This window comes from Streptomyces sp. NPDC001348, from assembly GCF_053597535.1.
In genome coordinates this window covers 111,701-137,617 of the sequence record NZ_JBSFIK010000023.1, presented here as the reverse complement: position 1 = coordinate 137,617, position 25,917 = coordinate 111,701, and the positions used below count along the sequence as shown (strand labels likewise).

The following is a 25,917-nucleotide window of genomic DNA, read 5'->3' as shown; positions in this document are numbered from 1 at the left end:
ACCGAACTGCAGTCCTCCAACCCCGCCGTCCTCGCCTTCCTCCGCGAGTACGAGGACGACCTGGTCCTCTGCGTGCACAACTTCTCCCGGTTCGCCCAGCCCACCGAACTCGACCTGCGGGCCTACGACGGACGGCACCCGGTGGAACTCATCGGCGGAGTGCGCTTCCCCGCCATCGGTGAACTGCCCTACCTCCTCACCCTCGCAGGCCACGGCTTCTACTGGTTCCGGCTCTCCCGAGTCGCATCCCGCATCGGCCGACGGCGCTGAGCGCGTCGCCGAGGAAAGGACGCGTCACCATGGCGAAGACCGCAATACTCCAGCGGAGAAGCACGGGCATCGAGCGGCGCCTGTCCTCGCTGTGCGAGCTGCTGCGCGAGTGGCTGCCCCGGCAGCGCTGGTTCGCCGGCAAGGACCGGCCCGTCACCGAGCTCACCGTGCTGTCCGCGACGGAGATCTTCCCGGGCTGTCTGCACGTACTGGTCGACGCCGGATGCTTTCCGGTCCCGTCGCCCGGCGGCGGCACTCCCCCGCCCGGTGACTGCTACCAGTTGCTGCTCGGTGTGCACGAGCACCTGTCACCGCGCCTCGGAAGCGCGCTCATCGGCCGGGTGCAGGACGGTCCGCTGGCCGGTCTCACGGTCTATGACGCACTGCACGACCCGCGCTCGGCCGCGTTGCTCCTGGACCGGCTGAGGCGGCCCGGTACGGCGGGCCCGGTACGCTTCGAGGTTGATCCGGCCGCCGAGCTCCCCACCGGACTCGCGCCGCGGCTGCTGGACGCCGAGCAGTCCAACTCGTCGCTGGTGTACGGCGACGCGTTCATCCTGAAGGTGTTCCGGCGCATACAGCCGGGCGTCAACCCGGACCTGGAGGTCACCCGGGCACTGGCCGCGCAGGGCTGTGGCCGCGTCCCCGCCCCGGTGGCCTGGCTGCGCACGACCGAGCCCTGGGCGGCGACGCTCGGTGTGCTCCAGCCGTACCTGCGCGACGCCGCCGACGGCTGGACGCTGGCCCTGCGCGCGCTCGCCGTCGGCGGGGACTTCACCGAGGAGGCCTACGAACTGGGGCAGGCGACCGCAGACGTCCACCTCGCCCTGGCGTCCGCCTTCCCCGCCGGCGTCCACGGCGACACGGCGTGCGCGGCGACGGCGATGAAGGCCCGGCTGGAGGCCGCCGCAACGTGTGTCCCCGCACTCAGGCCGTTCGTCACCGGTCTGCGCACCGCCTTCGGCGCCCTCGCCACCTGCGACGCGGGACCGCCCGCCCAGCGCATCCACGGCGACCTGCACCTGGGGCAGGTGCTGCGGGCGGACCGGGAGTGGTTCGTCATCGACTTCGAGGGCGAACCGTCCCGCCCGCTCGCCGAACGTCGCGAGGCCCAGTCCCCGGTGCGGGACGTCGCGGGCATGCTGCGCTCCTTCGACTACGCGGCCCGCCAGCGGCGCCCCTGGCGCCCGGAGTGGGCCCGGCGCTGCCGGGAGGCGTACTGCGCGGGCTACGCGGCCCGCGCCGGCTGGGACCCGCGCAAGAAGCACGCGCTGCTGCGCGCCTACGAGACCGACAGGGCGGTCTACGAAGTGCTGTACGAGGCCAGGCACCGACCGGCCTGGCTCCCCGTCCCGATGGCGGCGATCGAACGACTGGCCGTACGAGGAGGATGAACCGTGGCACTGCGCGACAACTCACTGCCCGAGTCGGCCGGCCCCCGCCCGCTGCCGGCCCCCGCCCTGGACCCGGCCGACCGGGAACGCCTGCTGGCGGGCGCCCACCACGACCCGCACGCGCTGCTCGGCGCCCACCCGACGGCGGCCGGGATCGTCTTCCGGGCGCTCAGACCGTTCGCCCGCGCGGTGAGCGTCGTACTCGACGGCGAGCGCCATCGGCTGCTCTCCGAGGGGGACGGCCTGTTCACCGCCGTTCTGCCCCTGGACGCGGTTCCCGCGTACACCCTGCTGGTGGAGTACGCGGAGGGCGAGCAGGAGGTGCACGACCCCTACCGCTTCCTGCCTGCGCTGGGCGAGATCGATCTGCACCTGATCGGCGAGGGGCGGCACGAACAGCTGTGGCGGGCCCTGGGAGCCGAGCCGATGGTCCACCAGGGGGTGGCAGGCACCCGGTTCACGGTGTGGGCGCCGAACGCGCGCGGGGTCCGGGTCGCCGGGGACTTCACCTTCTGGGACGGGACGGCGTTCCCGATGCGCTCCCTCGGCTCGTCCGGGGTGTGGGAGCTGTTCCTGCCCGGCGTCGGGGAGGGCGCCACGTACAAGTTCGAGATCACCTCACGGTACGGGCATCGGTTCCTCAAGGCCGACCCGATGGCACGGCGCACCGAGGTGCCGCCCGCGACGGCCTCCGTGGTGACGGCCTCGCACTACGAGTGGGGCGACGCGGAGTGGATGGCGCACCGGGCGAAGACCCCGGTGCACGAAGCGCCGTTCTCGGTGTACGAGGTCCACCTGCCGTCCTGGCGGCCGGGCCTCGGCTACCGGGAGCTGGCCGAGCGACTGCCCGCGTACGTCAAGGACCTGGGCTTCACCCATGTCGAGCTGATGCCGGTCGCCGAGCACCCCTTCGGCGGCTCGTGGGGCTACCAGGTCACCGGTTTCTACGCGCCGACCGCCCGCCTCGGCACCCCCGACGACTTCCGGTACTTCATCGACGCCTGCCACCGGGCGGGCATCGGCGTGATCATGGACTGGGTGCCGGCGCACTTCCCCAAGGACGACTGGGCCCTCGCCCGCTTCGACGGGGACCCGCTGTACGAACCGGGGGACGCGCGGCGGGCGGAGCACCCGGACTGGGGGACGTACGAGTTCGACCACGCCCGTACCGAGGTGCGCAACTTCCTCGTGGCCAACGCCGTGTACTGGTGCGAGGAGTTCCACATCGACGGCCTGCGGGTGGACGCCGTCGCCTCCATGCTCTACCTGGACTACTCGCGCGAGCCGGGGCAGTGGGAGCCCAATGCGCACGGCGGCCGGGAGGACCTGGCGGCCATGGCGTTCCTGCAGGAGATGAACGCGACCGTCTACCGCCGGGTGCCCGGAGTGGTGACGATCGCGGAGGAGTCCACCGCGTGGGGCGGCGTCACCAGGCCCACGGACACCGGCGGCCTCGGCTTCGGGCTGAAGTGGAACATGGGCTGGATGCACGACTCGCTGGAGTACATCGCCCGTGAGCCGGTGCACCGCAGGTACCACCACCATGAGATGACGTTCTCGATGGTGTACGCCTACAGCGAGAACTACGTGCTGCCGATCTCCCACGACGAGGTGGTGCACGGCAAGCGGTCACTGGTGTCGAAGATGCCGGGCGACTGGTGGCAGCGGCGGGCGGGCGTCCGCGCCTATCTGGGCTTCATGTGGGCGCATCCCGGCAAGCAGCTGCTGTTCATGGGGCAGGAGTTCGCCCAGGGCGCCGAGTGGTCCGCGGACCACGGACCGGAGTGGTGGCTGCTGGACCCCGGTCACTGCGCCGCGGGCGACCACCGGGGGGTGCAGGACCTGGTCCGCGACCTGAACGCCGTCTACCGCTCCACCCCCGCCCTGTGGCAGCGCGACGCCGACCCCGGGGGCTTCCGGTGGGTCGCCGTGGACGCCGCGGACGACAACGTCTTCGCCTTCCTGCGCTTCGACACGGCGGGCCGGCCGCTGCTGGCGGTGTCGAACTTCTCCCCGGTCGTCCGTCACGACTACCGCCTCGGCGTGCCCGAGGAGGTCCCCGTCTGGCGGGAGGTCCTCAACACGGACGCCCTGCGGTACGGCGGCAGCGACGTCGCCGTCCCGGATCCGGTCAAGGCGGAGGACGGCGCGATCCGGTTGACGCTTCCCCCGCTCGCCACGGTGTGGCTGACACCGGTGCCGTGAGGGGGCGCCCCAGGTGTCGACAGCCCTCCGAGGGGCATTCGGGGTCGTACCAGCCGCGGCGCCCGGCCGTGGCACGGAAGAAGGGCGGCCCCACGTGCGCACCGTCGGTGTGGAGGAGGAACTTCTTCTGGTCGACCCGGAGAGCGGCGACCCGAAGGCACTGTCGGCCGCGGTGCTCGCGCGTGCCTCGCTGGACGATCCCGGACAGGACGTCTTCGAGAAGGAGCTCTACGGGCAGATGCTCGAGTTCGCCACGCATCCGCAGACGGACATGGCGGACCTCGGCGCGGAGATCGTCCGCTGCCGCAAGGAGGCGGCCCGGCACGCCGGGGAGATCGGCTGCGCGGTCGCCGCGCTCGCCACGTCACCGCTTCCGGTGAGCCCCTCGATCAGCATGAACGACCGCTACCGGTGGATGGCGGAGCACTACGGCATCGCCACCCGCGAGCAACTCGTCTGTGGCTGTCATGTCCATGTGGCAGTTGAGTCCGACGAGGAGGGCGTCGCGGTCCTCGACCGCGTCCGGCCCTGGCTGCCCGTGCTGTCGGCGATCAGCGCCAACTCCCCGTTCTGGCAGGGCCACGACTCCGGGTACGACAGCTACCGCAGCCAGGTGTGGGGCCGCTGGCCCTCGGCCGGACCGACGGAGTTGTTCGGTACACCGGAGCGCTACCACAGCCGGGTCTCCGACATGGTGGCCACCGGCGTCATCCTCGACGAGGGGATGGTCTACTTCGACGCGCGTCTGTCCGAGCGCTACCCCACGGTCGAGATCCGCGTCTCGGACGTCTGCCTGCACTCGGATACGCCCGTCCTCATCGCCACGCTCGCACGCGGCCTGGTGGAGACCGCCGCGTGCGACTGGCGGGCCGGCCGGGAAGCGGCCGAGCACAGCGTGAGCCTGCTGCGGCTGGCCACGTGGCAGGCCTCCCGGTCGGGTCTGAGCGGAGAGCTGCTGCATCCCGGGACGTTGCGGCCGGAGCCGGCCGGGACGGTGGTGCGGGCCCTCCTGGAGCACACCCGGGACGCCCTCGCCGGCACCGGCGACCTGGCCCGGGCCGAGGAGGCCGTGACCGAGCTGCTGGAGCGCGGCAACGGTGCCCGCGTGCAGCGTGAGCTCATGGAACGCACGGGCAGCCTGCGGGACGTGGTCACCGAGTGCGTGCGCCGCACCCAGTCCTGACACGCTCCGGCACGACCGGTCTCACAGGATCAGCGCCAGGGCGTACACCAGGAAGAAGGCCGCGACCAGGGCGACGAGGAGCAGGATCAGCTGAGCGGGGCCTTCGCCCAGCCCTTGGGCGGGTTGTGCGTCTCCAGGGGCCCGGCCTCGGGCATGCTGCTCTCCGCGGGCGGCGTCTCGCCGGGCATACGCCGCCCCCGGGCTCCAGGCCGGTGGTGCGCTCGGGCTCCGGGTCGGGGTGCACGTGAGTCATGCCCTCCGAGTCCCAGGACGGCCGAGATCATCAGTCGGCCACGACTTCTCCGTTCCCGGCACCAACCGCTCGCAGCTGGGCTAGATTCGAGCACCGCCGACGACGGGACTCGTCGGCAACATCACTCTCCGTACACACGAGGAGCAGCGCATGCGCGACCTCGCTCTCGCTCCAGCGGCCGTCCCGCCACTGGCCGGCGGACTGGCCGACGGCGTCTTCGAGACGGCGGCCCGGACTCCGACCCTGCCGGTGCTCGCCCGGCGTCCGGACGGCTCGTCGGCCGCCTGGGAGGAGGTGACGGCCGCAGACCTGCGGGACGAAGTGGTCGACGTGGCCAAGGGACTGGTGGCCGCCGGGATCTCGCCCGGTCACCGGGTGGCCGTCATGGCACGCACCCGGTACGAGTGGACGGTGCTGGCGCACGCACTGTGGGCGGTGGGCGCCGAGGTGGTCCCGATCCACCCGGCGTCCGCACGCGACCAGGTCGAGTTCATCCTGCGGGACGCCGGCTGCGTGGCCGTGGTGGTGGAGGACGAGCAGGGCGTCATGACGGTCGGCACGGTCTGCGCGGTGCTGCCCCGGCTCAAGCACGTGTGGCAGCTGGACGCCGGCGCGCTGGCGCAGTTGGCGAAGCAGGGCGAGTTCGTGTCACTGACCACGGTGGAGTCGCTGCGCCGGATCGTCATGCCGGACTCCACCGCGGCCGTCGCCTACACCTCCGGCACCACGGGCCGTCCGCAGGGCTGTGCGCTGAGCCACCGGGGGCTCGCCCATCCGTGCGACACACTTCTCGCGGGCTGGGGGCACACGGCGGCGCGTCCGGGCGAACAGGCGTCGGTGCTGGCCTTCCTGCCGTTCTCCCATGTCTACGGGCTCATGGTCCAGGTGATGTGTCTGCGCGGCGGGGTCCTCATGGGCCACGAGCCGGAGATGAGCGAGTCGGCGCTCGCGTCGGCGCTGCGCACGTTCCGGCCGACGTACCTCTACGGCGTGCCGTCCCTCTTCGAGAGGCTCTACAAGACCTTTCTGCGCACGGCCCAGCAGAATGGCCGCGGGGCTCTCTTCGAACGGGCCGCGCAGACCGCGCGGGACTTCGCCGCGGCCGAGGAGCGGCAGCGGCTGGGCAAGGGGGCGGGGCCCGGGTTCGACCTGCGCCTGCAGCACGCCCTGTACGAACGGACGGTCTACCGGCGGCTGCGGGCCACGCTGGGCGGCCGGGTGGTCCGGGCCACGTCCGGCGGGTCGTCGCTCGGCCGCGAGCTCTCCCTGTTCTTCGAGGGCATCGGCATCTACGTGCACGACGGGTACGGGCTGACGGAGAGCAGCGGCGGGATCACCATGCAGCCGCTCGGCCGGGAGAAGTCCGGGACCGTAGGGCGGGCCCTGCCGGGCACGGAGATACGGGTGGCCGACGACGGGGAGATCCTGGTGCGCGGGCCCTCGGTGTTCCAGGGGTACGTGGGCGACGAGACCGCGACACGGGCGGCGACCCGCGGCGGCTGGCTGGCCACCGGCGACATCGGGCAGCTCGACTCCGAGGGCTATCTGACCATCACGGGCCGCAAGAAGGACGTGATCGTCACCAGCGGCGGCAAGAGCGTGGCACCGGCCCCGCTCGAGGAGCGCCTGCGGATGCATCCGCTGATCCACCAGGCGGTGGTGGTGGGCGACGACCGGCCCTGTGTGGGGGCGCTGCTCACCCTGGACCCGGACTTCCTCGCGCACTGGCGGACGGTCCTGGCCCTGCAGGGCGACACCGCGGGCCGGGAGGACCGCGAGGACAGCGCGCTGCGCGAGGAACTGAACCGGGCCGTCGCCGCCGCCAACAGCGCGGTGTCGCGCGCCGAGTCCATCCGGGTCTACCGGGTGGTCACCGAGCCGTTCGCCCCGGCCAACGGGCTGCTGACGCCGTCGATGAAGCTGCGCAGGGACGCGATCGTCGAGCGCTTCGCCGCTGAGATCGACGCGATGTACCTGGCACGGAGCCGGGTCTCGACGCGGCCCGCACCGGCCGAGCCCGCCGACTGGGAGGACTCGGACAACGTGTTCCGGTGAGGCGGCCGGCGGTGTGACGACCGCGACCGGACGAGGACGCGTACCCGGCTCGCCTGCGGGAACCCAAGGACGTGGGAAAGCTGAGCAACTACGGCAGCCGCGATGATCCGGGCTGAGGAAGATGTGATGGCTACGGAGCCACGTTGGGACGACACACCGGACTCGGAGGAGACCCACGAGCGCACGGTCTCCTTCGCCGGCGAGCTGCGCAATGTGACAGGTGCGCGGCTCGCCGCGGAAGAGTTCCTGGCTGCCCTGGCGCGGGCGGCACCGCCGTCGGCCCCCGAGTCCTGGGACGACATCCTGCTGGTCGTGACGGAACTGGCGGCCAACGTCGTACAGTACGCACCAGGCCCCTTCGAGCTGCGGATGAGACGCACGTTCGACGGCGTGCACCTCACGATGCACGACACCAGTACCACCCGGCCGGAGCCGCGCCCGTTCCACCCGAACGCCGGCGGCGGCGGCATCGGCTGGCACCTCGTGCACACGCTCTGCGATCAGGTGAGCGTGGTGGTGACGGACACCGGCAAGGACATCCACGCGTTCCTGCCCTGGTGAGGCCCGCACCGCATATTGACGCGGAACCCTGGTTACTCAGCTCGGTGCCGGGGCATGCTGGTGCCCACGCGTTCGTCTGCCTGCCGCACCTGGCTGGCATGGCGGCTCGGGGCACGGTGGGATCGATGTGGTGCGAAGCAGCGATCCAGGGGCATGCGAACGGCGTCGACTCGAACCGCCTGGAGCCGCAGAAAGGGATGGACACCGTGACACGACCCAGGATCCTGGTGGTTGGCGCAGGCTTCGCCGGAGTGGAGTGCGTTCGCCGTCTGGAACGCAAACTCGCACCCGACGAGGCCGACGTCACCCTGGTGACACCGTTCGCCTACCAGCTCTACCTCCCCCTGCTGCCCCAGGTCGCCTCGGGTGTGCTGACACCCCAGTCGATCGCCGTCTCCCTGCGCCGGAGCAAGAAGTACCGCACCCGGATCATCCCGGGCGGCGCCATCGGTGTGGATCTGAAGGCCAAGGTCTGCGTCATCCGCACCATCACCGACGAGATCGTCGACGAACGCTACGACTACATAGTCCTGGCACCCGGCAGCGTCACCCGGACCTTCGACATCCCCGGGCTGACCGAGCACGCCTTCGGCATGAAGACCCTCGCCGAGGCCGCCTACATCCGTGACCACGTGATCTCGCAGCTCGACCTCGCCGACGCCAGCCACGACCCGGCGGAGCGCGCCTCACGACTGCAGTTCGTGGTGGTCGGCGGCGGTTACGCGGGCACCGAGACCGCGGCATGTCTGCAACGGCTGACGCACGCCGCCGTCAAGCGTTACCCGCGCATAGACCCGAAGCTGATCAAGTGGCATCTGATCGACATCGCGCCCAAGCTGATGCCGGAGCTGGGCGACAAGCTCGGCCGCAGCGCGCAGGAGATCCTGCGGCGGCGCGGGATCGAAGTCTCCCTGGGCGTGTCCATCGCCAAGGCGGCTCCGGAGGAGGTCACCTTCACCGACGGCCGGGTGGTGCCCACCCGCACCCTCATCTGGACGGCCGGTGTGGTCGCCAGTCCGCTGATCGCGACGCTGGACGCGGAGACGGTCCGCGGCCGGCTCGCGGTCACCCCCGAGATGTGCCTGCCGGGCCAGGACGGCGTCTTCGCGCTCGGTGACGCCGCCGCCGTCCCCGACAAGGCGAAGGACCAGGAGGGCGCGGTCTGTCCGCCGACGGCGCAGCACGCCATGCGGCAGGGGAAGGTGGTCGCCGACAACGTCATCGCGACGCTGCGCAACCAGCCGATGCAGCCGTACGTGCACAAGGACCTGGGACTGGTCGTCGACCTCGGCGGCAAGGACGCGGTGTCCAAGCCGCTCGGCATCGAGCTGCGCGGCGTGCCCGCCCAGGCCGTGGCGCGCGGCTACCACTGGTCGGCGCTGCGCACCAACGTGGCCAAGACCCGCGTGATGACGAACTGGCTGCTCAACGCGGTCGCGGGCGACGATTTCGTGCGTACCGGGTTCCAGGCCCGCAAGCCGGCGAAGCTCAAGGACTTCGAGTACACGGACGCGTACATGAAGCCGGAGGAGGTACGGGCGCATGTGGAGGGCGGCCAGGACACTCCGCCGCTGCCCTGACGGCCCGGCCTGACTTCAGAACACGGTCCGACGTTCGCGACACGGGAGAGAGCACGGCGGCGTGAGCACAGCGGGACGGTCGGTGCGGACGCGGGCGTGGGACCGGGTCGCGGCGTCCGACCCCGGGCTGCTCCGGCTCACCGCGGGACTGCGGACCGTGTCCGCCATCACGCTCACGCTGCTCGTGCTGGGCCCGCTGCGGGTGGGTGTGACCCATCTGGTGGCCGGCGCGATGGCGGCGATGGCCGCCACCTTCGCCATCCGGGAGAAGCAGCCGGCCCGGCAGGCCGTCACCCTCGCGCTCGGCCTCCCGGTCGCGCTGGCCTCCGTGTCACTGGGCGCGCTGCTCAACGCCCGGGTGGTGACGGGCGACCTGTTCTTCGTGGCGCTCATCTTCTGTGCCGTGTACGGCCGCCGGTTCGGCGACCGTGGCACCGCGCTGGGGCTCATCGCCTTCCAGACCTACTTCGTCTCCCTGTTCGTGCGCGCCACACCGGGCGGACTGCCGGGGCTGTACGGCACGATCGCGGTGGCCTTCGGGTGCGCCGCGGCCGCTCGGTTCGTCCTCGTACGGCAGACGTCCGCGGGCATCCTGGACCGGCTGCGCCGCGCTTTCCGGGCCCGGCTGGCCCAGCTGATCGACGCTCAGGTCCAGTTGCTGGACGCCGCCGGCCCCGAGGAGGCGGACAAGGCGCTGGACGAGGTCCGTACCGGGACGGCCCGGTTGCACGAGGCGGCCCTGATGATCCAGGGCCGGCTGGAGGACGGCACCGCGGACGAGGGGGTGGCCCGCATGGTGCAGCGCCGGATCGCGGACGCCGAGATCGCCGCCGAACGGCTGGGCCTGCTGCTGCTCACCGCGCGCGCCGAGCGGCGGGCGGACACGCTCACCCTGCACCTACCGGGCGCGCCCGTGCCCTTCTCGGCGGGGGAGCCGGTGCGGGACGTGGCGCTCGACGGGCTGCGCCGGGACCTCCTGGCGCTGCGCGTGCTGGTGCTGCGGTCGGCCGGCGGGGCCACCGGGACGGGCGTGTCGCAGGTGCGCAACCGGCTGCTCGGCTACCGGGAGGGCGAGAACCTGCCCTCCGCGCCGCCCGCCGTCCAGGACGTCTTCCGAGGCGTCGGGGAGGCCGCGCGGGCGGTGCTGGGACTGCGCATCGCCCTGGACGGGCCGCAGGACGAGTCCGACGACAGCCCGGCCACCACCCGGTCGCGCGAGGAGCTGGACGCGGAGGACGCCGCCATCGCCGGCGGCGAGGACGAACCGCGGGAGGAGGAGCGGCAGGACCGGCTGCGGCCGACCACCCGGGCGGCGGTACAGGTGTCCGTCGGTTCCGCCCTCGCCATCCTGGGTGGCGAGCTGCTCTCCGCCCACCGCTGGTACTGGGCGGTGCTGGCCTGCTGGATCGTGTTCATCAACACCGCGTCCACCGGGGAGATCCTGGTCAAGGGCTACCGCCGGGTGCTGGGTACCGTGCTGGGCGTGGTGGCGGGGATCGGACTGGCGGGGCTGGTCGGGCACCACACCTGGACGGCGTTCGGGTTGATGCTGCTGTTCATCTTCGCGATGTTCTACACCGCCCCGCTGTCCTACACCCTGATGTCCTTCTTCGTGACGGCGATGATCGGCCTGTTGTACACGCTGCTGAACACCTACAGCACGGCCGTCCTGGTGCTGCGCGTGGAGGAGACCGCGCTGGGCGCCGCCTGCGGGGTCGTCGCGGCGGCGGTGGTCCTGCCGGTGCGCACCGACCGCCGGACCAACGAACTCCTCGTCGGCGCGCTGGACCGCCTCGCGGACGTGACCCGGGCCGCGGTCGACCAGCTCAGCGGCGGCCCGCCGGCCGACCTGCTGGACAAGGCGCGGGATCTGGACCAGGCACTCGCCGACCTGCGCGCGTCCACGCAGCCGCTGACCCATCCGATCACGCCGCTGCGGTCCCGGCGGAACACCGCGCGCTACGTCGTGGCGCTGCTGGAGACCTGCGCCTACCACGCACGCGCCCTGGCCGCCACGGCGGAACTGCTGCCCAGTCATCCCTCGATCGCCGCGGACCCCCGGCTGCGCGGGGCGGGACGGCGCATCGTGCACAACATCGAGACGATCGCCGCGCACGTCCGGGACCGGCGGTCCACCCCCCGGCTGGAGACCGGCCCCAGCATCGCCTCTCTCCTGGAACCCGGCTCGTACCACGCCCCCCGCTACGACCGGGTCACGGACCGGGTCCTACGGCATCTCCAGCGCCTCGACGAAGCGGCGGCAGGACTGGCCCGACCACTGGACATCCCGGTACGGCAGCCGGACGAATGACCGCGGGGCCGCCCCCGCCCGACGGCGAGGGCGGCCCCGAAGACGGCACCCGACGCCTCTCCCCCGCCACAACGGGGACACCACCGGGCCCATGGCCGCAGGGGGTCAGGTGCGGATCCAGCGGGCCTCCGCGATGGAGAAGACGCCGAACAGTGCGAGGCCGGCCGCGACGAGCGCCAGCAGCCAGGGGCCCACCGGGGTGTCGGCGAAGGTACGGAGCGTGTCGTCGAGGCCCTTGGCCCTGTCGGGCCGGGAGTCGATCGCGGCCCGTACCGCGAAGGCGCCCGCCGCCGCGAAGACCACGCCGCGCGCGACGCCACCGGCCACGCCCGTCACGTCCACCAGGCGCCGTGTGGCGGGTGACATCTCGCCCCTCCTGAGCCGGTCGCGGTACTTGCGCCGTGCGGCCTGCACCGCGATCCAGACGCCGCTGACGACGATCCCGGCGCCCGCCGCGCCGACGAGCCACTGGCCGGCCGGTACGGACAGGACCCGGGCGGTGAGGTCGCGCGACTGACTGTCGCTGGACCGCTCGCCGCCCGCGCCGGCCGCGAAGGACAGGACGGAGGAGGCGACGAACCCGTAGAACACGCACCGCACCAAGGCCGTCAGCCTCTTCCGCGCCGAACGGCCGTCCTTGCCCATGGAGCCGAGGAGCGCCTCGGACAGCCGCCACAGGGCCATGCCGACGAGCCCCAGGCCCAGTGCCCACAGCAGCACGGCGCCGAACGGGCGGTGGGCGAGCTCCTCCAGCGCTCCGCTGCGGTCCGCCTGCTTCCCGCTGCCGCCGAAGGCGATCTGCAGTGCCAGCAGTCCCACCAGCAGATAGATCACACCGCGCGCGGTGAGTCCCGCCCGCGCGGCCCACTCGGTCACCGTTCCGGTCGGCCCCGTCCGGGCCCTCGCCCCTGCACCCCGTACCACAGCACTCGTGTCCATCTCGACCTCCCCAACTCCGACTGCCCCCGGGCCGGCCGGGGACACACCTTCGGTGACGACGGCGGGAGCCGCCGGGGCGACCGCGTGCCTGCGGCCGCCCCGGCGGCTCCCTCTGACGGTGGGGCGGGCTCAGAGCTGCCCGGCTCCGGCCACCGTCACTTCCGGCTGGATCCCTGCCACGCCCAGGTGCCGGCGGGCCGTGTCCAGGGCGGCGCCCACGTCCCGGGTGCCGGTCAACACGCACAGCGTGTACGCCAGGTCCTGTGCCCGCGCGCCGGACCCGGCCGGGGCCAGACCTCCGTCGCGGTCGAGGAGTTCCTCGTACTCCTCGAGGAGTTTCCTTAAGGTCCCGGGATTCGGCCTGAGGGGAATCAGCATCGTTCGAACTCCTTGGTCGTTCGCGTCGCTCGGATGGTCGCTGACGTCGCTCGGGTATGACTCACGCCGTGGGCCGACCGCCGGAAACCCGTCCACCGGGGCGCCCGCCGAGCGCCTCCTCCCGGATGCGTGCGCAGCTGCGGCTGATGAGCCGGGAGACGTGCATCTGGGAGATGCCCAGCTGGTCGGCGATCCGGCTCTGCGTCATGTCCTCGAAGAAGCGCATGTAGAGGATGGCGCGCTCGCGTTCGGGGAGGCGGCGCAGGCCTTCCTTGGCGGACTCGCGGTCCACGACGACGTCGAACGAGGAGTCGGTCGCGCCGAGGGTGTCCGCGAGGCTGTATCCGTCGTCCCCGGCCGACAGCTCGGCGTCGAGGGAGAGCGTACTGAAGCTCTCCAGCGCCTCGAGCCCCGTGTTGACCTCGTCCTCCGTCAGGCCGGTGTGCGCGGCGAGGTCGGCGACCGAGGGTTCCGGGCTGCCGGGGTTCTGGGTGAGTTCGCGGCGGGCCACCCGCACCCTGTTGCGCAGTTCCTGGACCCTGCGGGGTACCCGCAGCGCCCACATCCGGTCCCGGAAGTGCCGCTTGACCTCGCCGGTGATGGTGGGCACGGCGTAGCTCTCGAACGCGCCGCGCTCGGGGTCGAACCGGTCGATGGCCTTGACCAGCCCGAGCGCGGCCACCTGGCGCAGGTCCTCGACGGACTCGCCGCGGTCGCGGAAGCGGCCGGCGATCCGGTGGGCCATGGGCAGCCAGGCGGTCACCAGCTCGTCACGCAGCGCGTCGCGTTCCGGGCCCTCCTCGAGCTCCGCGAGCCGGGCGAACAGGGCCGCGGTGTCGGGTGCGTCGTCGTGGGACCGCTTCGGTGCGGTCGTGGTGGCCGGGGCAGCGTCGGGCGAGGGGTCGGCGGAGGGACGGACGGGCGTGCCAGGACGGTTGGTCGACATATCGGTGAGCATGCGGAATCGCTCCTGAACTGGTGATTTCAGGGAATTGCCGCGGGAGAGTGGCCCGGATCACTGCGAAGGGGCCGCTGAGCTGGGACAACACTCCCGCTGGGCGCGCCTCCGGTCCGAAGCACGAAACTCCGTCTGCCCTGACCCCCGGGGCCCAAACTCCGGTTTTTCCATTCGCCGGTAAGAGTTTCCGTGTGAGGGCCCGGGCGCCTTCAGATCAGCGGTACGAGGGCGGTGATCCGCTTGCCGCCGTGGGGCAGGCACGCGACATGGACGTCGTGCGCCAGCCGGCAGACGATCGGCCAGCCGCGCCCTCCGACGCGGGAGCGTCCCTGGTCGTCGATGAGGCCGAGGGCCACCGGGAGGTCGTCACTGCGGTCGCTCACGGTGACGCGCACGTCCCCGTCGACGACGTCGACGGAGAAGTCGGTGATCCCGCCGCCGTGCAGCATCGCGTTGGTGGTCAGCTCGGAGACGACGAGCAGGGCGTCGTCGAGGGCCTCCGTGTCCCAGTCGGCGTGCCGGCTCTCGCACCGCTCGGCCACCGCGGACCGCACCCTTCTGCGAGCGTCCGCGGGCCGGCACGGCGTGGTGCGGCGCGGTTCCGACGGCCCGAGGGCGGATTCCGTCCTGTGCGTCTCGTGCATCCTTTCGCTCCCTGGGTGGTGCGGACCGAGATCCGGTGCCTGCTCGAGCCCGAGCGGATTGCCCGGGTCTCTCCACTTTCGGCTGACCTGTCGTGGCACGGCCAAACACGTGGAGCTCATCGAGGCCGGGTTCGGGGGTACGCGGATGCCATGACGGATGTCGTGGACTCGAACGAACTGCTGCGCCGGATGCAGCGCGCGAAGGCATGTGCACGAGAGGAGGAGCAGACGTGGCGGGAGCGCCGTGACGCCCTGCGGGAGGACGATCCGGCGGGCGCACGGGACGCCGCGGTACGGGCGACGGCGTACGAAGTCGTGCTGCGGGTGCTGGACGAGATCCTCACTCCGGGGGCACACCGGAGCGACGGGCGCGGCGCCTCCCCGGCTGATTGACGGTCAACGGCCTGGGCAGACGGGACGCATGCCCGTCTGCCACACCCGAGCACCTGTTCTGGAAGCCCTCGCCGACCACCGCTGCGAGGGGCGGCTGTCGTTCACCCCGCCGGGGCACAAGCAGGCCCGGGGCGCCGATCCCGCGGTGCGGGAGGTGCTGGGGGGACGCCGTCTTCCTGGGCGACGTACTGGCCTCCGGCGGGCTGGACGACCGGCTGGAGGGGGGCGGGGTCCTGGAGCGGGCCGAGCGGGCGATGGCGGACGCGGTGCACGCCGAGCACGCCTTCGCTGTCGGTGAAGGCGGCGATGCTCGCGGTGGCGGGGCCCCACGAGCGTCTGCTCATCGGGCGGGACGCACACAAGTCCGTGGTGTCGGGACTGGTCCTGGCCGGCATCGAACCGGTCTGGGTGGAACCGCGGTGGGACGCGGAGCGGCACATCGCGCATCCGCCGTCGGCCGCTGACTTCGAGAGGGCGTTCGCCGCGCACCCGGATGCCGAGGGTGCCCTGATCACCAGCCCGACACCGTACGGCGCCTGCGCCGACCTGCGGGCCGTGGCGGAGGTCTGTCACCGGCCGTTCGCGCCCGCTGATCGTGGACGAGGCGTGGGGTGCGCACCTGCCCTTCCACCCCGGCCTGCCGTTCTGGGCGATGGACGCGGGCGCCGATGTCTGCGTGACCAGCATCCACAAGATGGGCAGCGGCCTCGAACAGGGGTCGGTGTTCCACCTGCGGGGCGACCTGGTGCCGGAGGTGCTGAAGACGTGTGCGGACCTGCTGGGCACCACCAGTCCGTCCGTGCTGATCTACGCGGGCCTGGACGGCTGACGGCGGCAGATGATGGCGCACGGGCGGGAACTCATGGGCGGCCCGCTGGAACTGGCCGAACGGGTCAGGTCGGCCGTGGAGCAGTTGGACGGCCTGCACGTCGACGGCCGCGAGGACTAATGCGGGGCGGGCGCTGCCGACGACTTCGATCCGCTGCAGTGTGTCATCGGTGTGACCGGCCTCGGGATCACGGGCTACCGCGCGACCGACTGGCTGCGTGAAAACCGGTCCGTGGAAGCACATCTGACCGACCATCGGCGCATCGGCGTCCAGCTCACCCATGCCGACGACTCCGCCACGGCGGACGAACTGCCGGCCGCGCCGAAGGACCTGGTGCGTGCCGCGCCGCAGTCGGGTCCGGCTCCCGGGGTGGACGTCCCGCCGCCGTCCGAACTACGCCTGGAGCAGGCGATGCCGCCGCGGGACGCGTTCTTCGGGCCCGCCGAGGACGTGCCGGTGACGGAGGCGGCCGGACGGGTCACCGCCGAGATGATCACCCCGTATCCGCCGGGCATCCCGGCCGTCCTGCCGGGCGAGCGGCTGAACGAGCTTGTGCTGCGGTATCTGCGCACCGGGCGGGCCGCGGGCATGAACCTGCCCGATCCGGGCGATCCGGAGGTCGGCACCGTCCGCGTGGTGGCGCGAGGCGTCCGAGCGGCGGGGACGTGAAACGGGTCACGGGCCCCGCTCCCGGTTCCACGGATGCACCTCGGGTGGTTTATCGTTCATTCATACGTGGACGGGAAGTGGACCATGACGTCCTTCCCGGACCACCGCGTACGGCCCTGGCTGGCCTCCCCCGTCCAGCCAGGGCTTTTTCCTGTCCGGTGAACCGCCGTCCACCGCATCCCTCCTTCCTCCGAGGTGCTCCCGGCCGCCGCAGCGGCTGAAATGGGCGTAGGGAAAGACACCGGAACCCGTCGCCGGCGAAGGGCCGCGCCATGACCAAAGCGATCAAACTGCTGACCGCCCTGCCGCAGAAACAGCGCGAGCGTCTGATGGAACTGGCGAAGGAGGTCTCCTTCCCCGAGGACACCCGGATCTTCGAGGCCGGGGGCACCGCCGACCGTTTCTGGGTGATCCGCTCCGGCGCCGTCAACCTGGACCAGCAGGTGACGTCCACCCAGCGGGTGACCGTGGCGACCCTCGGCGCGGGCGACATGCTCGGCTGGTCGTGGCTGTTCCCGCCGTACGAGTGGGACTTCGGGGCGGTGGCCTTCAGCCGGGTCAGGGCCTACGAGTTCGACGGAGCGGCCGTGCTCGGGCTCTGCGTGGAGGACCCGCTGCTCGGGCTGTCCCTGGTGCGCACCGTCGCCGAGGTCCTCGCCCACCGGCTGGAGACGACCCGGGGCAAACTCATGGACCAGTACACGATGCGCCGGCGCGGCGGACTGTAGTTCAGACCCGGTAGCGGCGCAGCGCCGGTACCGTCGCGGCCAGGAGGAGCATCACGGCGACCACCAGCAGACCGCCGCCCGCCACGGCCGCGCGGGGGCCGAGGACGGAGCCCGCCGTGCCGTGCAGGACATCGGCCAGACGCGGGCCGCCCGCGACGACCACCGTGAACACGCCCTGCATGCGGCCGCGCATCTCGTCGGTCGCCGCGGACAGCAGGATCGCCCCGCGGAAGACCATGGAGACCATGTCGGCGACCCCGGCCGCCGCCAGGAACGCCGCCGCCACCCAGAGGTTCCGGCTCAGTCCGAAGCCGGTGACGGCCACGCCCCAGCCGACGACCGCGCCGATGACCATCCAGCCGTGCCGGCGGGCCCGCGAGAACGTGCCGGAGAACAGGCCGCCGGCCACCGCGCCGATGGGGATCGCGGCGAACAGCAGGCCCAGCGCGAGCCCCTCACCGTACGAGCCGAAGGTCTGCGCGGCGAGCTGCGGGAACAGTGCGCGGGGCATGCCGAGGACCATCGCGACGATGTCGGCGAGGAAGGACAGCAGCAGCACCTTGTGCCCGGCGATGTAGCGGAAGCCCTCCGCGATCTCCCGCGGGCCGGCCCGACGCGCGGCCGAGCCGGCCAGCGGCGGCAGGGAGGGCAGCCGGTATACCGCCCACACGGTGACGCACAGCGCCAGCGCGTCGATCAGGTACAGCTCGGGCAGTCCGACCACGGGGATGAGTACGCCCGCGAGCAGCGGCCCCACCACCTGCCCGGTCTGCATGACGGTCGAGCCGAGGGCGTTCGCGGCGGGCAGCTCGTCCGCGGGCACCAGACGCGCGATGGAGGCGTTGCGGGCCGGCGCGTTCAGGCCCCAGAACGCCTGCTGCACGGCGAGCAGCACCATCAGCACCGCCACCGACTCCAGCCCGACGAGCGCCTGGAGCCAGAACAGCACCGAGGTGACGGCTATGCCGCTGTTGGTGATCAGCAGCAGCCTGCGGCGGTCCATGGTGTCGGCGACCGCGCCGCCCCACAGGGCGAACACGATCAGCGGCAGCAGCCCCGCGAGGCTCGCGGCGCCGACCCACGCCGAGGACCCGGTGATGTCGTAGATCTGCTTGGGCACGGCGACCGCGGTGAGCTGACTGCCGACGGCCGTGACGATGGTCGACGACCAGAGGCGGCGGTAGGCCGGGATCCGCAGCGGGCGGGTGTCCATCGCCCAGCGGCGCCAGCCGCTGCGCGGCGGGGGCGCGGCGGATGCGGAGGTGCCGGTCCGGGGCTCGGTGTTGCTGCTCTCGCTCGTGTCCACGGGGTTCCTGGGGTTCCTGGGGGCTCGTCAGGTCTTTGCTTGTTACACCTTTCGGTGCGGCTTCACTATCCCAGGACCGGCTGTGGACGCCGAACCGGTTTCCGTCAGGCCCCGGCCACGAGTACGGCGCCGAGCGCGACCATGGTCGCCGCGACCAGACCGTCCAGCACCCGCCAGGCCGACGGACGGGCGAGGAACCGGCCGAGCAGCCGGGCGCCGAACCCCAGCGCGGCGAACCAGCACAGGCTGGCGCTCGCGGCACCCAGCCCGAACGTCCAGCGCAGGGACCCGCGGTCGGCGGCGAGGGAGCCGAGCAGGAAGACGGTGTCGAGATAGACGTGCGGGTTGAGCCAGGTCATCGCCAGGCAGGTGAGCACCGCCCGCCTGCGGGAGCCCACCGCCTCGCCCTCCGTGCGCAGACCGCCTGCCGGGCGGAACACCCGACGGGCGGCGAGGGCGCCGTAGCAGAGCAGGAAGGCGCCTCCGATCAGCCCGACCGCGGTCAGCGCGCCCGGCCATGCCACCACGACCGCGCCGACTCCGCCCACGCCGAGCGCGATGAGCACCGCGTCGGACAGGGCGCAGATCCCTACGACGGCGAGGACCGCGTCGCGGCGGATCCCCTGGCGCAGCACGAAGGCGTTCTGGGCGCCGATGGCGACGATGAGCGAGAGGCCGGTGCCGAATCCGGCGGCCGCGGTGGTCAGTGCGTTGGACATGCCGTCGACGCTAAGAGCGCGACGACATGGCGTCCAGCTAAAGATTCTTACGTAGCCTTAGCTGAACTAATGATCCTCAGGAAGGGGACAGCTCGTGATGTCCGACCTGCCCCTCGAACAGGTGCGCACGCTGCTCGCCGTGGTGGACGAGGGCACGTTCGACGCGGCGGCCGCCGCCCTGCACGTGACGCCGTCGGCGGTCAGCCAGCGGGTGAAGGCGCTGGAGCAGCGCACGGGCCGGGTCCTGCTGCTGCGGACGAGGCCGGTGAAGCCGACCGAGTCAGGCGCCGTGCTCGTGCGGTTCGCCCGGCAACTCGCCCGGTTGGAGCGCGACGCCCGCGGTGAGCTGGGGCTGAGCGGCGCCGGGGAGCCGACCCTGGTGCCGGTGGCGGTGAACGCCGACTCACTGGCGACCTGGTTTCTCGGGGCGCTCACCCGGCTCCCGCGGCAGCCGCGGATCTGTCTCGACCTGCGCCGCGAGGACGAGGACCACACGGCCGCGTTGCTGCGCGAGGGCCTGGTGATGGCCGCGGTGACCTCCTCCGCCGACCCGGTGCCGGGGTGCTCGGTGCGGCCGCTGGGCCGGATGCGCTATCTCGCCTTGGCCGCACCGGACTTCACCGAGCGGTATCTGCGCGGACCGCTGCGCGAGGTGCTTCCCGGGGCGCCGGTGGTGGTCTTCGACCGGCGCGACGACTTCCAGGACGGCTTCGTACGGAACCTGCTCGGCGGGAGCGGCACCGCGAGTGCCCTGCGGCACTACGTGCCGACCTCCGAGGGCTTCGCCGAGGCCGTCGGCGCGGGACTGGGCTGGGGAATGGTGCCCGAGCCGCAGGCCGCCGAACTGCTCGGCGAGGGGCGGGTGGTGCAGCTGGCGCCGGACCGTCCGGTGGACGTCCCGCTGTACTGGCAGCAGTGGAAGCTGGATTCCCCCGCGCTGGTGGCGGTGGCGCGGGCGGTGGCGGAGGCCGCGGCCCAGACGCTCACGGGCGGGCCGTGAAAGACCGGCGCCTTCACGCGCCCCTGGTCTCCCCCGCCCTGCGGAGAGCCCGCGCGACGGGTCCCGCGACGCTCGGCTGGGCCAGGTACTTGGTCGCGGTGTGCGCCCACAGGCCGTCGGAGTCGACCCGGTCGGTCACCGGTCGGCAGCCCAGGTCGTTGGGCAGCACGTCGTCCTCCAGGCGGGGGCGCGGTACGACGATGTCGTCGCGGTCCCAGAAGTTCAGCCAGCGTTCCACGCAGCCGGGCACGGCCGGCGGCTGCGGCAGGAGCCGGGGACGCACCACCGCGCGCATGCCGATCGGGGATCCCAGGGTGACGAACAGCGGCACCGGCCCCGGGTGGTGGTGCAGGGCCTCCATGGCGACGACGCTGCCCAGGGAGTGGGCCACCACGACGGCGGGCCGCGCCGCGTCCAGCAGTTCCAGGACGCGCTCGCGGATCCGCCGGTCGACGGTCAGCCCGGTGGCGTCCCGTTCGGTCCTGCCCAGATAGCGGGTGACCTGGGCGAGGTGTCCCGCCATCAGCCGGCCGCCGGCCCACTGGCCGGCCCGGCGCAGTCCCGGCAACGCCAGCAGGGTCGTGCAGACACTCACGATCCGGCGGATCGGCTCGCCGGCGTTCCGGGCCGGGCGCGGCGGACGCAGTTCGGCGCGCGCGTGCTCCAGGATGCGGCGCTCCCGCGGGTCCGGCCCGAGTTCGAGCCGTACCTCGATCAACTCGTCCAGCAGGTCGCGTAGTTCCTCCGTGTCGGCGGGATCGACACCCGCCATGCCCAGGGGTCGGCGGGCGGCGAAGAGATCCCCGTAGTAGGCGAACGCCGGTTCGGCGAGGCCGTTCAGGGCGGCTGCCGAGGACTCCCCCGGGCCGTCGGCCTTCCGGACGCCCACGGCAAGCGCCTCGAGCCATGCGGTGCACTCCGCCCGCGGATCGCGGGCGCCGCCGATTCCGTGCACGAACAGCAAGGCCGGTCTCATACCCCGTACCCCTCCCCCTCGGGACAGCCCCCCACCCCCGGCTCACCGGGAGCAACGACACTCCGCAGTAAGGGAGTTGGCGCAGTCGCCCCGGGAGGGTGAGAGTAGCAAGCGCGGCGGTCGTCGAGGACCCGTGTGGGCGAGGCCGTCCGGAACCATGCTGCTCTGCTGTTTCAGCCGGCATCCACCGGTCACCCGGACAAGGCGAGCATGTGGCAACACAAGGACTGTACGGACGACTTGGAACGCAGGTGAACTTCGATGGACAACTGGCGCGACCACGCCGCCTGCCGTCACGAGGACCCGGACCTTTTCTTCCCGGTCGGCACCACCGGACCAGCCGTGCTGCAGGCGCGTCAGGCCAAGACGGTCTGCGAGCGCTGCCCCGTGCGTGAGCAGTGCCTGGACTGGGCCCTGGACACGAGTCAGACCATCGGGATCTGGGGTGGTACGACGGAGGGCGAACGCCGCGCTCTCAAGCGCCGTGCGGCCTCGCGCCGGCGCTCCGGCTGACCGGGGCGAGCGCCTGGCCGACGGCTGACGGAAGCCACCCGCCGCACCGGGACCGGCGCCGCCCTCCGGGCTTGCCCCGGTCCCGCACCGGCCGGGCCGGGCGGGAGGCGTCAGCCGCCGGTCCGGCGCAGCGGACCCCACTCCCGCTCCTGCCGGGCCACCACCGCCTCCGCCTCCTCGATCGCCTCCGGGGCGATCCAGCACAGGGGCTCGACATGTGTCACGAGCGGCTCGTTGTCGGGGCCGCGGCCGTTCTCCCTGCCTTTGAGGACCCAGGGCCGCACACCGGTCCCCTTCTCGCGCGGCAGGTGCGCGTAGTCGTACAGGCGGCGTGCCACCCACAGCTCCGCCGAGCGGCTCTCCCACCAGTCCTCGATGTCGAGCGGGTTGGCGGACAGTCCGGGCATCTCCACACCGGTGAGCTCGTCGGTGCTGGAGGTCGCGGTGAGGTCGACCTCGGGGCCGCGGGACCAGCGCACGTAGAGAGCCCGGTGCCGCTCGACCAGGTCGGTCAGCTCGGTGATCCGGTGCACTACCGGCAGGTCGTCCCCTCCAGCCATGGCGTGCCCTCCCTCCTCGGCTGTCTCAGGTCCGTCAGGCCTGCGGAGTACCCGTGCCCGGCGGATGAAAGCGGAGGTTCAGGGTCCTTCCTGACCTCCGCTTTCCTTCCCGCCCCCGCCTTCAGCCGTCGCCCGGCGGCGGGCTTCCCGGCAGGCGCAGCGTGAAGACGGTGCCCGCGCCGGGTTCGCTCGCCACGTCGACGGTGCCACCGTGGGCGGCGACCAGATGGCGCACTATGGCCAGGCCGAGGCCGCTGCCGCCGGTGCGCCGGCTGCGGGACTTCTCGGCGCGCCAGAACCGGTCGAAGACATGCGGCAGGTCGTCCGGCGCGATGCCGGTGCCGGTGTCGGCCACGGTGAAAACCACCCCTTCTCGGCCGTCGCCGTCGCGGCGGGCGGCCAGGGTGACGTCGCCGCCGGCGGGCGTGTGCCGCAGGGCGTTGGAGACGAGGTTGCCGAGCGCCTGCCGCATCCGCACCGGATCGGCGTCCAGCCACGGCGTGCCGTCGGTCCAGGGCTCGGTGCGCAGGGCGACCCCGGCGGCGTCGGCGGCGACCCGGTGGGCGGCGGCGACCTGGTCGAGCAGGTCGTCCGCGCGCACCGGCTCGCGATGCAGGCGCAGGGTGCCCGCGTCGGCCGCGGCGAGGTCCTGCAGGTCGTCGATGATCCGCTGGAGCACGACGGCTTCCTCGTGCAGCGAGGCGAGCAGCGCCGGATCGGGGTCCACGAGGCCGTCCCGGGTGACCTCCAGCCAGCCCCGGATGTTGGTCAGCGGGCTGCGCAGCTCGTGCGCGATGTCGCTGACCATGGCCTTGCGCTGGGCCTCCAGCCGCTCACGGCGCTCGGTCAGGTCGTTGAAGGCCTCCGCGAGGATGCCGGTCTCGTCCCGGGTCGTCACCGGGACCCGTACGTGCAGCTCGGGCGGTTGCTGGGCGGCCGCGGTCAGCGCGCGCAGGGGCCGTACCAGCCGGACGGCGACCACGGCGGTCACCGCGACGGTCACGGCGAGGACCAGCCCCGCCACGCCGACGATCTTCGCCTTGTTCGCCGAGGACATGTCGAAGCGGGGTGCGGGCCGGTCACCGATGCCGAGGAACAGCTCCGCGACCGGGGCCACATAGGGGTCGAGCTGCGCGCGCAACGCACTGTCGGCGCAGGGCTGGGCCTCCCGCACGGCCTTCGTCCCGCCCCGTTTGTCCAGCCTGTCGAACCCGGCCACGACGTACCGGTACGGCTTGGCGGGGTCGGGCGCGACGAACTTCGGCCTGCCGAGTGCGAGGCCGTGCCGCTGCAGGCAGGTGCTGGTGCCATCGGCGAGTGCGTGTATGGCCTTTCTCTCGGTGCGGGTGGGGGTGATGAGCACGTAGTAGCCGCACTGCTCCGGCAGGTACGCCGAGCGCGGGAACCCGTCCGAGCCGCTGAGGACGGGGCGTCCACTCGGGGCCCGCCGGAGCGTGACCTCGACGCCCTGCCGGTCGTAGCACTGCCGCACCTTGTCCGCGAGGGCGTCCGCCTCCCTGCGTTCGCCCGTCGTGAGCCGGTACGGGCCGACGGCGCGCGGATCGACGCCGCTGAGCTGGGCGCCGGGCTCGGTGTAGGTGTCGGTGTGCAGGGGGTCGACGGTGGCGGCGGCGCCCAGGGGCAGGGTCGTGCCGTGCGGTGCGGAGTCGGCGATCGGAACGCGGTCGGCGCTGGTCAGGGCGATGCGCCGGCCCGTCTGCGCAGCGAGGGCGCGGACCGTGCCGTCGACGCCCTGCCAGCTCGGGTGGGTGGCGGCGTAGCCGCTGAGCCGGGCGAGGATCTTCATGTCGGCGGCGAGGTCCTGCCCCTGCTCCTCCCTCAGGGCGCTGGTGGTGGTGGTCACCGCGAGCCAGGCCGTGGCCGCGACCGAGCACACGGCGATCAGCGCGGAGACGGACAGCAGCCTGACCAGCAGCCGCTTGCGCACGGGTATCCGCCGCTTCGGGTCCGGCCGTCGCCCCCCTGACGGCCGGCGCTTCACGGGCGGCCGCCGCTGAGCTTGTAGCCCACGCCGAAGACGGTCAGCAGCCGCACCGGATGCCGGGGGTCGTTCTCGATCTTCTTGCGCAGGTTCATGATGTGGACGTCGACGGCGCGTTCGGTGGAGGCCCGGTCGAGTCCGCGGGTGCACTGCAGCAGCTGCCGCCGGGTGAAGACCCGGTCCGGTTCCCCGGCCATGGACAGCAGGATCTGGAACTCGGCCGGCGTGCATTCCACCGGCAGCCCGTCGCAGCGCACCTCGTGGCGCCGCGGGTCGACGGCGATCCCCCCGGCGCGTACGACGGGGTCGTCCCGGACGTCGAGGGCGCGCCCGCTGCGCCGCAGTACGGTGCGGATGCGGGCCATCAGCTCGCGCGGGCTGTACGGCTTCGTCATGTAGTCGTCGGCGCCCAGCTCCAGGCCGAGCAGGACGTCGTCCTCCTCGGAACGGGCCGTGAGCATCAGCACGGGGATGTCCCCGTCGCCGGAGCGCAGCGCCCGGCACACGCCGAAACCGTCGATCACCGGCAGCATCAGGTCCAGGACGACCAGATCCGGTCCCAGTCTGCGGGCCGCGTCCAGCGCGGCCGCGCCGTCATGGACCACGGTCGCGGTGTGGCCCTCCGCCAGCAGGGACCGGCGTATCAACTCGGCCTGCATCTCGTCGTCCTCGGCGACCAGCACATGTGCGCACACTCGGCGGATCCTAAGGCGGTCAGCGCGCGAGCCAGTCGGCGTACCCCATGACGACGACCGGATGCCGGCCGGGGTCGAGGGTGCGCAGCAGGTCCTTCATGTGGGCCTTGGCGACGCTGACACAGCCGTGGGTGGGCCCGCCGTGGTCGACGTGCAGCCAGATGCCGCCGCCGCGGCCCGGGCCCAGGGGGCGGGTCCAGTCGAGGGGCGAGGTGCCGGGCTCGCGGTTGTAGTTGACGGCGATCACGTAGTCGAAGGAGCCCTGCAGCGGCTCGCCCTCGAAGCCGGTGCCCGGTGAACTGAAGCCGCCGGAGCGGGTGTACGGCAGCCGGGAGCCGGGGTCGGGGAGCAGGCCTCCGGCGTCGGTGAGGGTGTACACCCCGAGGGGCGAGCGCAGGTCCCCGGCCATGTGGTGGTCGCTCCAGCCCCGCAGGGCGTTGTGTGCGGGCCAGCTCCGGCCGGCCTGCCAGCCCAGGTCGGTGCGGTCGTACAGCACCATGGTGGACACCGGCGAGTTCGCTCCGCGCCCGGTCACGACCACCGCCTGCCGTGACCGGCCGGGTATCGCGGCCGTCGTCCGCGGCCCCAGGCCGGGTATGCGCTGCGGGGCCGCCTGCGCGGTGACCCCGGGAGCGGGCGCGGCCGTCCCCTTCGGGGCGGCGGCGCCACGGCGGGGTGTCTTGGTGGCGCCGCCGCCGCAGCCGGTGAGCAGAAGGGGGGTCGTCAGCAGTGCGACGGCGGTCCTGCGATTGATCATGAATGGAACCTTGGCCGACAGTTGTGAGGAACTGGTCAG

24 protein-coding genes and 2 pseudogenes are annotated in these 25,917 nt (G+C 72.6%); 13 read left to right on the top strand and 13 right to left on the bottom strand.

What is annotated here, in order from left to right:
- From ACWC21_RS24105 to ACWC21_RS24090, 4 genes are all read left to right on the top strand, one after another.
- The coding region (locus tag ACWC21_RS24105; protein ID WP_450884871.1) for an alpha-glucosidase C-terminal domain-containing protein at positions 1-270 on the top strand (270 nt) is incomplete at its 5' end.
- A gap of 29 nt (positions 271-299) precedes the next feature.
- On the top strand, positions 300-1,664 hold the full coding sequence (locus ACWC21_RS24100; protein ID WP_450884870.1) for a maltokinase N-terminal cap-like domain-containing protein: 1,365 nt from the start codon (positions 300-302) through the stop codon (positions 1,662-1,664).
- Positions 1,665-1,667: 3 nt separating this feature from the next.
- The gene (glgB, locus tag ACWC21_RS24095) at positions 1,668-3,869 is read left to right on the top strand and encodes a 1,4-alpha-glucan branching enzyme (protein WP_450884869.1); all 2,202 of its coding nucleotides are present in this window, start codon (positions 1,668-1,670) and stop codon (positions 3,867-3,869) included.
- Between the two features lie 94 nt (positions 3,870-3,963).
- A complete protein-coding gene (locus tag ACWC21_RS24090) occupies positions 3,964-5,052 on the top strand; it encodes a glutamate--cysteine ligase 2 (RefSeq protein ID WP_450884868.1) in 1,089 nt (362 codons plus the stop codon).
- A gap of 21 nt (positions 5,053-5,073) precedes the next feature.
- Here ACWC21_RS24090 and ACWC21_RS24085 read toward each other — a convergent pair.
- Both ACWC21_RS24085 and ACWC21_RS24080 read right to left on the bottom strand, forming a co-directional pair.
- Positions 5,074-5,166, bottom strand: a pseudogene (locus ACWC21_RS24085) (DUF6480 family protein); the annotation flags it as partial.
- On the bottom strand, positions 5,139-5,336 hold the full coding sequence (locus ACWC21_RS24080) for a DUF6480 family protein (RefSeq protein WP_450884867.1): 198 nt from the start codon (positions 5,334-5,336) through the stop codon (positions 5,139-5,141). The gene ACWC21_RS24080 and the pseudogene ACWC21_RS24085, both read right to left, overlap by 28 nt.
- Before the next feature lie 119 nt (positions 5,337-5,455).
- Between ACWC21_RS24080 and ACWC21_RS24075 the strand changes: the two genes are divergently transcribed.
- From ACWC21_RS24075 to ACWC21_RS24060, 4 genes are all read left to right on the top strand, one after another.
- A complete protein-coding gene (locus ACWC21_RS24075; protein ID WP_450884866.1) occupies positions 5,456-7,360 on the top strand; it encodes an AMP-dependent synthetase/ligase in 1,905 nt (634 codons plus the stop codon).
- Positions 7,361-7,486: 126 nt separating this feature from the next.
- Positions 7,487-7,921: an ATP-binding protein gene (locus tag ACWC21_RS24070; RefSeq protein ID WP_450884865.1), complete on the top strand. Its 435-nt coding sequence runs from the start codon at positions 7,487-7,489 to the stop codon at positions 7,919-7,921.
- Positions 7,922-8,118: 197 nt separating this feature from the next.
- Positions 8,119-9,501: an NAD(P)/FAD-dependent oxidoreductase gene (locus ACWC21_RS24065; RefSeq protein WP_450884864.1), complete on the top strand. Its 1,383-nt coding sequence runs from the start codon at positions 8,119-8,121 to the stop codon at positions 9,499-9,501.
- A 61-nt stretch (positions 9,502-9,562) separates the two neighbouring features.
- Complete coding sequence (locus tag ACWC21_RS24060) at positions 9,563-11,812, top strand: FUSC family protein (RefSeq protein WP_450884863.1); 2,250 nt, start codon at positions 9,563-9,565, stop codon at positions 11,810-11,812.
- Positions 11,813-11,917: 105 nt separating this feature from the next.
- Here the strand turns inward: ACWC21_RS24060 and ACWC21_RS24055 are convergent, their stop codons facing one another.
- From ACWC21_RS24055 to ACWC21_RS24040, 4 genes are all read right to left on the bottom strand, one after another.
- Complete coding sequence (locus tag ACWC21_RS24055; protein WP_450884862.1) at positions 11,918-12,751, bottom strand: DUF1206 domain-containing protein; 834 nt, start codon at positions 12,749-12,751, stop codon at positions 11,918-11,920.
- Between the two features lie 129 nt (positions 12,752-12,880).
- Complete coding sequence (locus tag ACWC21_RS24050; RefSeq protein ID WP_450884861.1) at positions 12,881-13,129, bottom strand: DUF5133 domain-containing protein; 249 nt, start codon at positions 13,127-13,129, stop codon at positions 12,881-12,883.
- Positions 13,130-13,190: 61 nt separating this feature from the next.
- A complete protein-coding gene (locus tag ACWC21_RS24045; RefSeq protein WP_450884860.1) occupies positions 13,191-14,087 on the bottom strand; it encodes an RNA polymerase sigma factor SigF in 897 nt (298 codons plus the stop codon).
- Positions 14,088-14,296: 209 nt separating this feature from the next.
- Complete coding sequence (locus tag ACWC21_RS24040) at positions 14,297-14,731, bottom strand: ATP-binding protein (protein ID WP_450884859.1); 435 nt, start codon at positions 14,729-14,731, stop codon at positions 14,297-14,299.
- A gap of 150 nt (positions 14,732-14,881) precedes the next feature.
- Here ACWC21_RS24040 and ACWC21_RS24035 point away from each other — a divergent pair, with 150 nt between their 5' ends.
- The 3 genes and pseudogenes from ACWC21_RS24035 to ACWC21_RS24025 all read left to right on the top strand — a co-directional run bounded on the left by ACWC21_RS24035 (position 14,882) and on the right by ACWC21_RS24025 (position 17,350).
- Positions 14,882-15,124 (top strand): hypothetical protein, encoded by a 243-nt coding sequence (locus ACWC21_RS24035; protein WP_450884858.1) that lies wholly within the window; start codon positions 14,882-14,884, stop codon positions 15,122-15,124.
- A 28-nt stretch (positions 15,125-15,152) separates the two neighbouring features.
- Positions 15,153-16,622, top strand: a pseudogene (locus tag ACWC21_RS24030) (aminotransferase class I/II-fold pyridoxal phosphate-dependent enzyme).
- A gap of 272 nt (positions 16,623-16,894) precedes the next feature.
- Positions 16,895-17,350 (top strand): cyclic nucleotide-binding domain-containing protein, encoded by a 456-nt coding sequence (locus ACWC21_RS24025; protein ID WP_388805610.1) that lies wholly within the window; start codon positions 16,895-16,897, stop codon positions 17,348-17,350.
- Between the two features lies 1 nt (position 17,351).
- Here ACWC21_RS24025 and ACWC21_RS24020 read toward each other — a convergent pair whose 3' ends face one another.
- Both ACWC21_RS24020 and ACWC21_RS24015 read right to left on the bottom strand, forming a co-directional pair.
- The gene (locus ACWC21_RS24020; RefSeq protein WP_450884857.1) at positions 17,352-18,656 is read right to left on the bottom strand and encodes an MFS transporter; all 1,305 of its coding nucleotides are present in this window, start codon (positions 18,654-18,656) and stop codon (positions 17,352-17,354) included.
- A 104-nt stretch (positions 18,657-18,760) separates the two neighbouring features.
- Positions 18,761-19,375: a LysE/ArgO family amino acid transporter gene (locus ACWC21_RS24015; protein ID WP_450884856.1), complete on the bottom strand. Its 615-nt coding sequence runs from the start codon at positions 19,373-19,375 to the stop codon at positions 18,761-18,763.
- Positions 19,376-19,472: 97 nt separating this feature from the next.
- On the opposite strand from ACWC21_RS24015, the gene ACWC21_RS24010 reads away from it, so the two are divergent.
- The gene (locus tag ACWC21_RS24010) at positions 19,473-20,375 is read left to right on the top strand and encodes a LysR family transcriptional regulator ArgP (RefSeq protein ID WP_450884855.1); all 903 of its coding nucleotides are present in this window, start codon (positions 19,473-19,475) and stop codon (positions 20,373-20,375) included.
- Between the two features lie 13 nt (positions 20,376-20,388).
- Here ACWC21_RS24010 and ACWC21_RS24005 read toward each other — a convergent pair whose 3' ends face one another.
- The gene (locus ACWC21_RS24005; protein WP_450884854.1) at positions 20,389-21,351 is read right to left on the bottom strand and encodes an alpha/beta fold hydrolase; all 963 of its coding nucleotides are present in this window, start codon (positions 21,349-21,351) and stop codon (positions 20,389-20,391) included.
- 261 nt (positions 21,352-21,612) lie between these two features.
- On the opposite strand from ACWC21_RS24005, the gene ACWC21_RS24000 reads away from it, so the two are divergent.
- Positions 21,613-21,864 (top strand): WhiB family transcriptional regulator, encoded by a 252-nt coding sequence (locus tag ACWC21_RS24000; RefSeq protein ID WP_450884853.1) that lies wholly within the window; start codon positions 21,613-21,615, stop codon positions 21,862-21,864.
- 110 nt (positions 21,865-21,974) lie between these two features.
- Here the strand turns inward: ACWC21_RS24000 and ACWC21_RS23995 are convergent, their stop codons facing one another.
- The 4 genes from ACWC21_RS23995 to ACWC21_RS23980 form a co-directional block, all read right to left on the bottom strand.
- Positions 21,975-22,424, bottom strand: coding sequence for a DUF6098 family protein (locus ACWC21_RS23995; RefSeq protein WP_450884852.1), 450 nt, complete (start codon positions 22,422-22,424; stop codon positions 21,975-21,977).
- A 121-nt stretch (positions 22,425-22,545) separates the two neighbouring features.
- Entirely contained in the window at positions 22,546-24,372 is a 1,827-nt protein-coding gene (locus ACWC21_RS23990) for a sensor histidine kinase (protein WP_450884851.1), read from the bottom strand.
- Positions 24,373-24,422: 50 nt separating this feature from the next.
- Positions 24,423-25,121, bottom strand: a complete 699-nt coding sequence (locus ACWC21_RS23985; protein ID WP_450884850.1) for a response regulator transcription factor — start codon at positions 25,119-25,121, stop codon at positions 24,423-24,425.
- Between the two features lie 19 nt (positions 25,122-25,140).
- Entirely contained in the window at positions 25,141-25,878 is a 738-nt protein-coding gene (locus ACWC21_RS23980) for a L,D-transpeptidase family protein (protein WP_450884849.1), read from the bottom strand.
- Positions 25,879-25,917 lie beyond the last annotated feature (39 nt).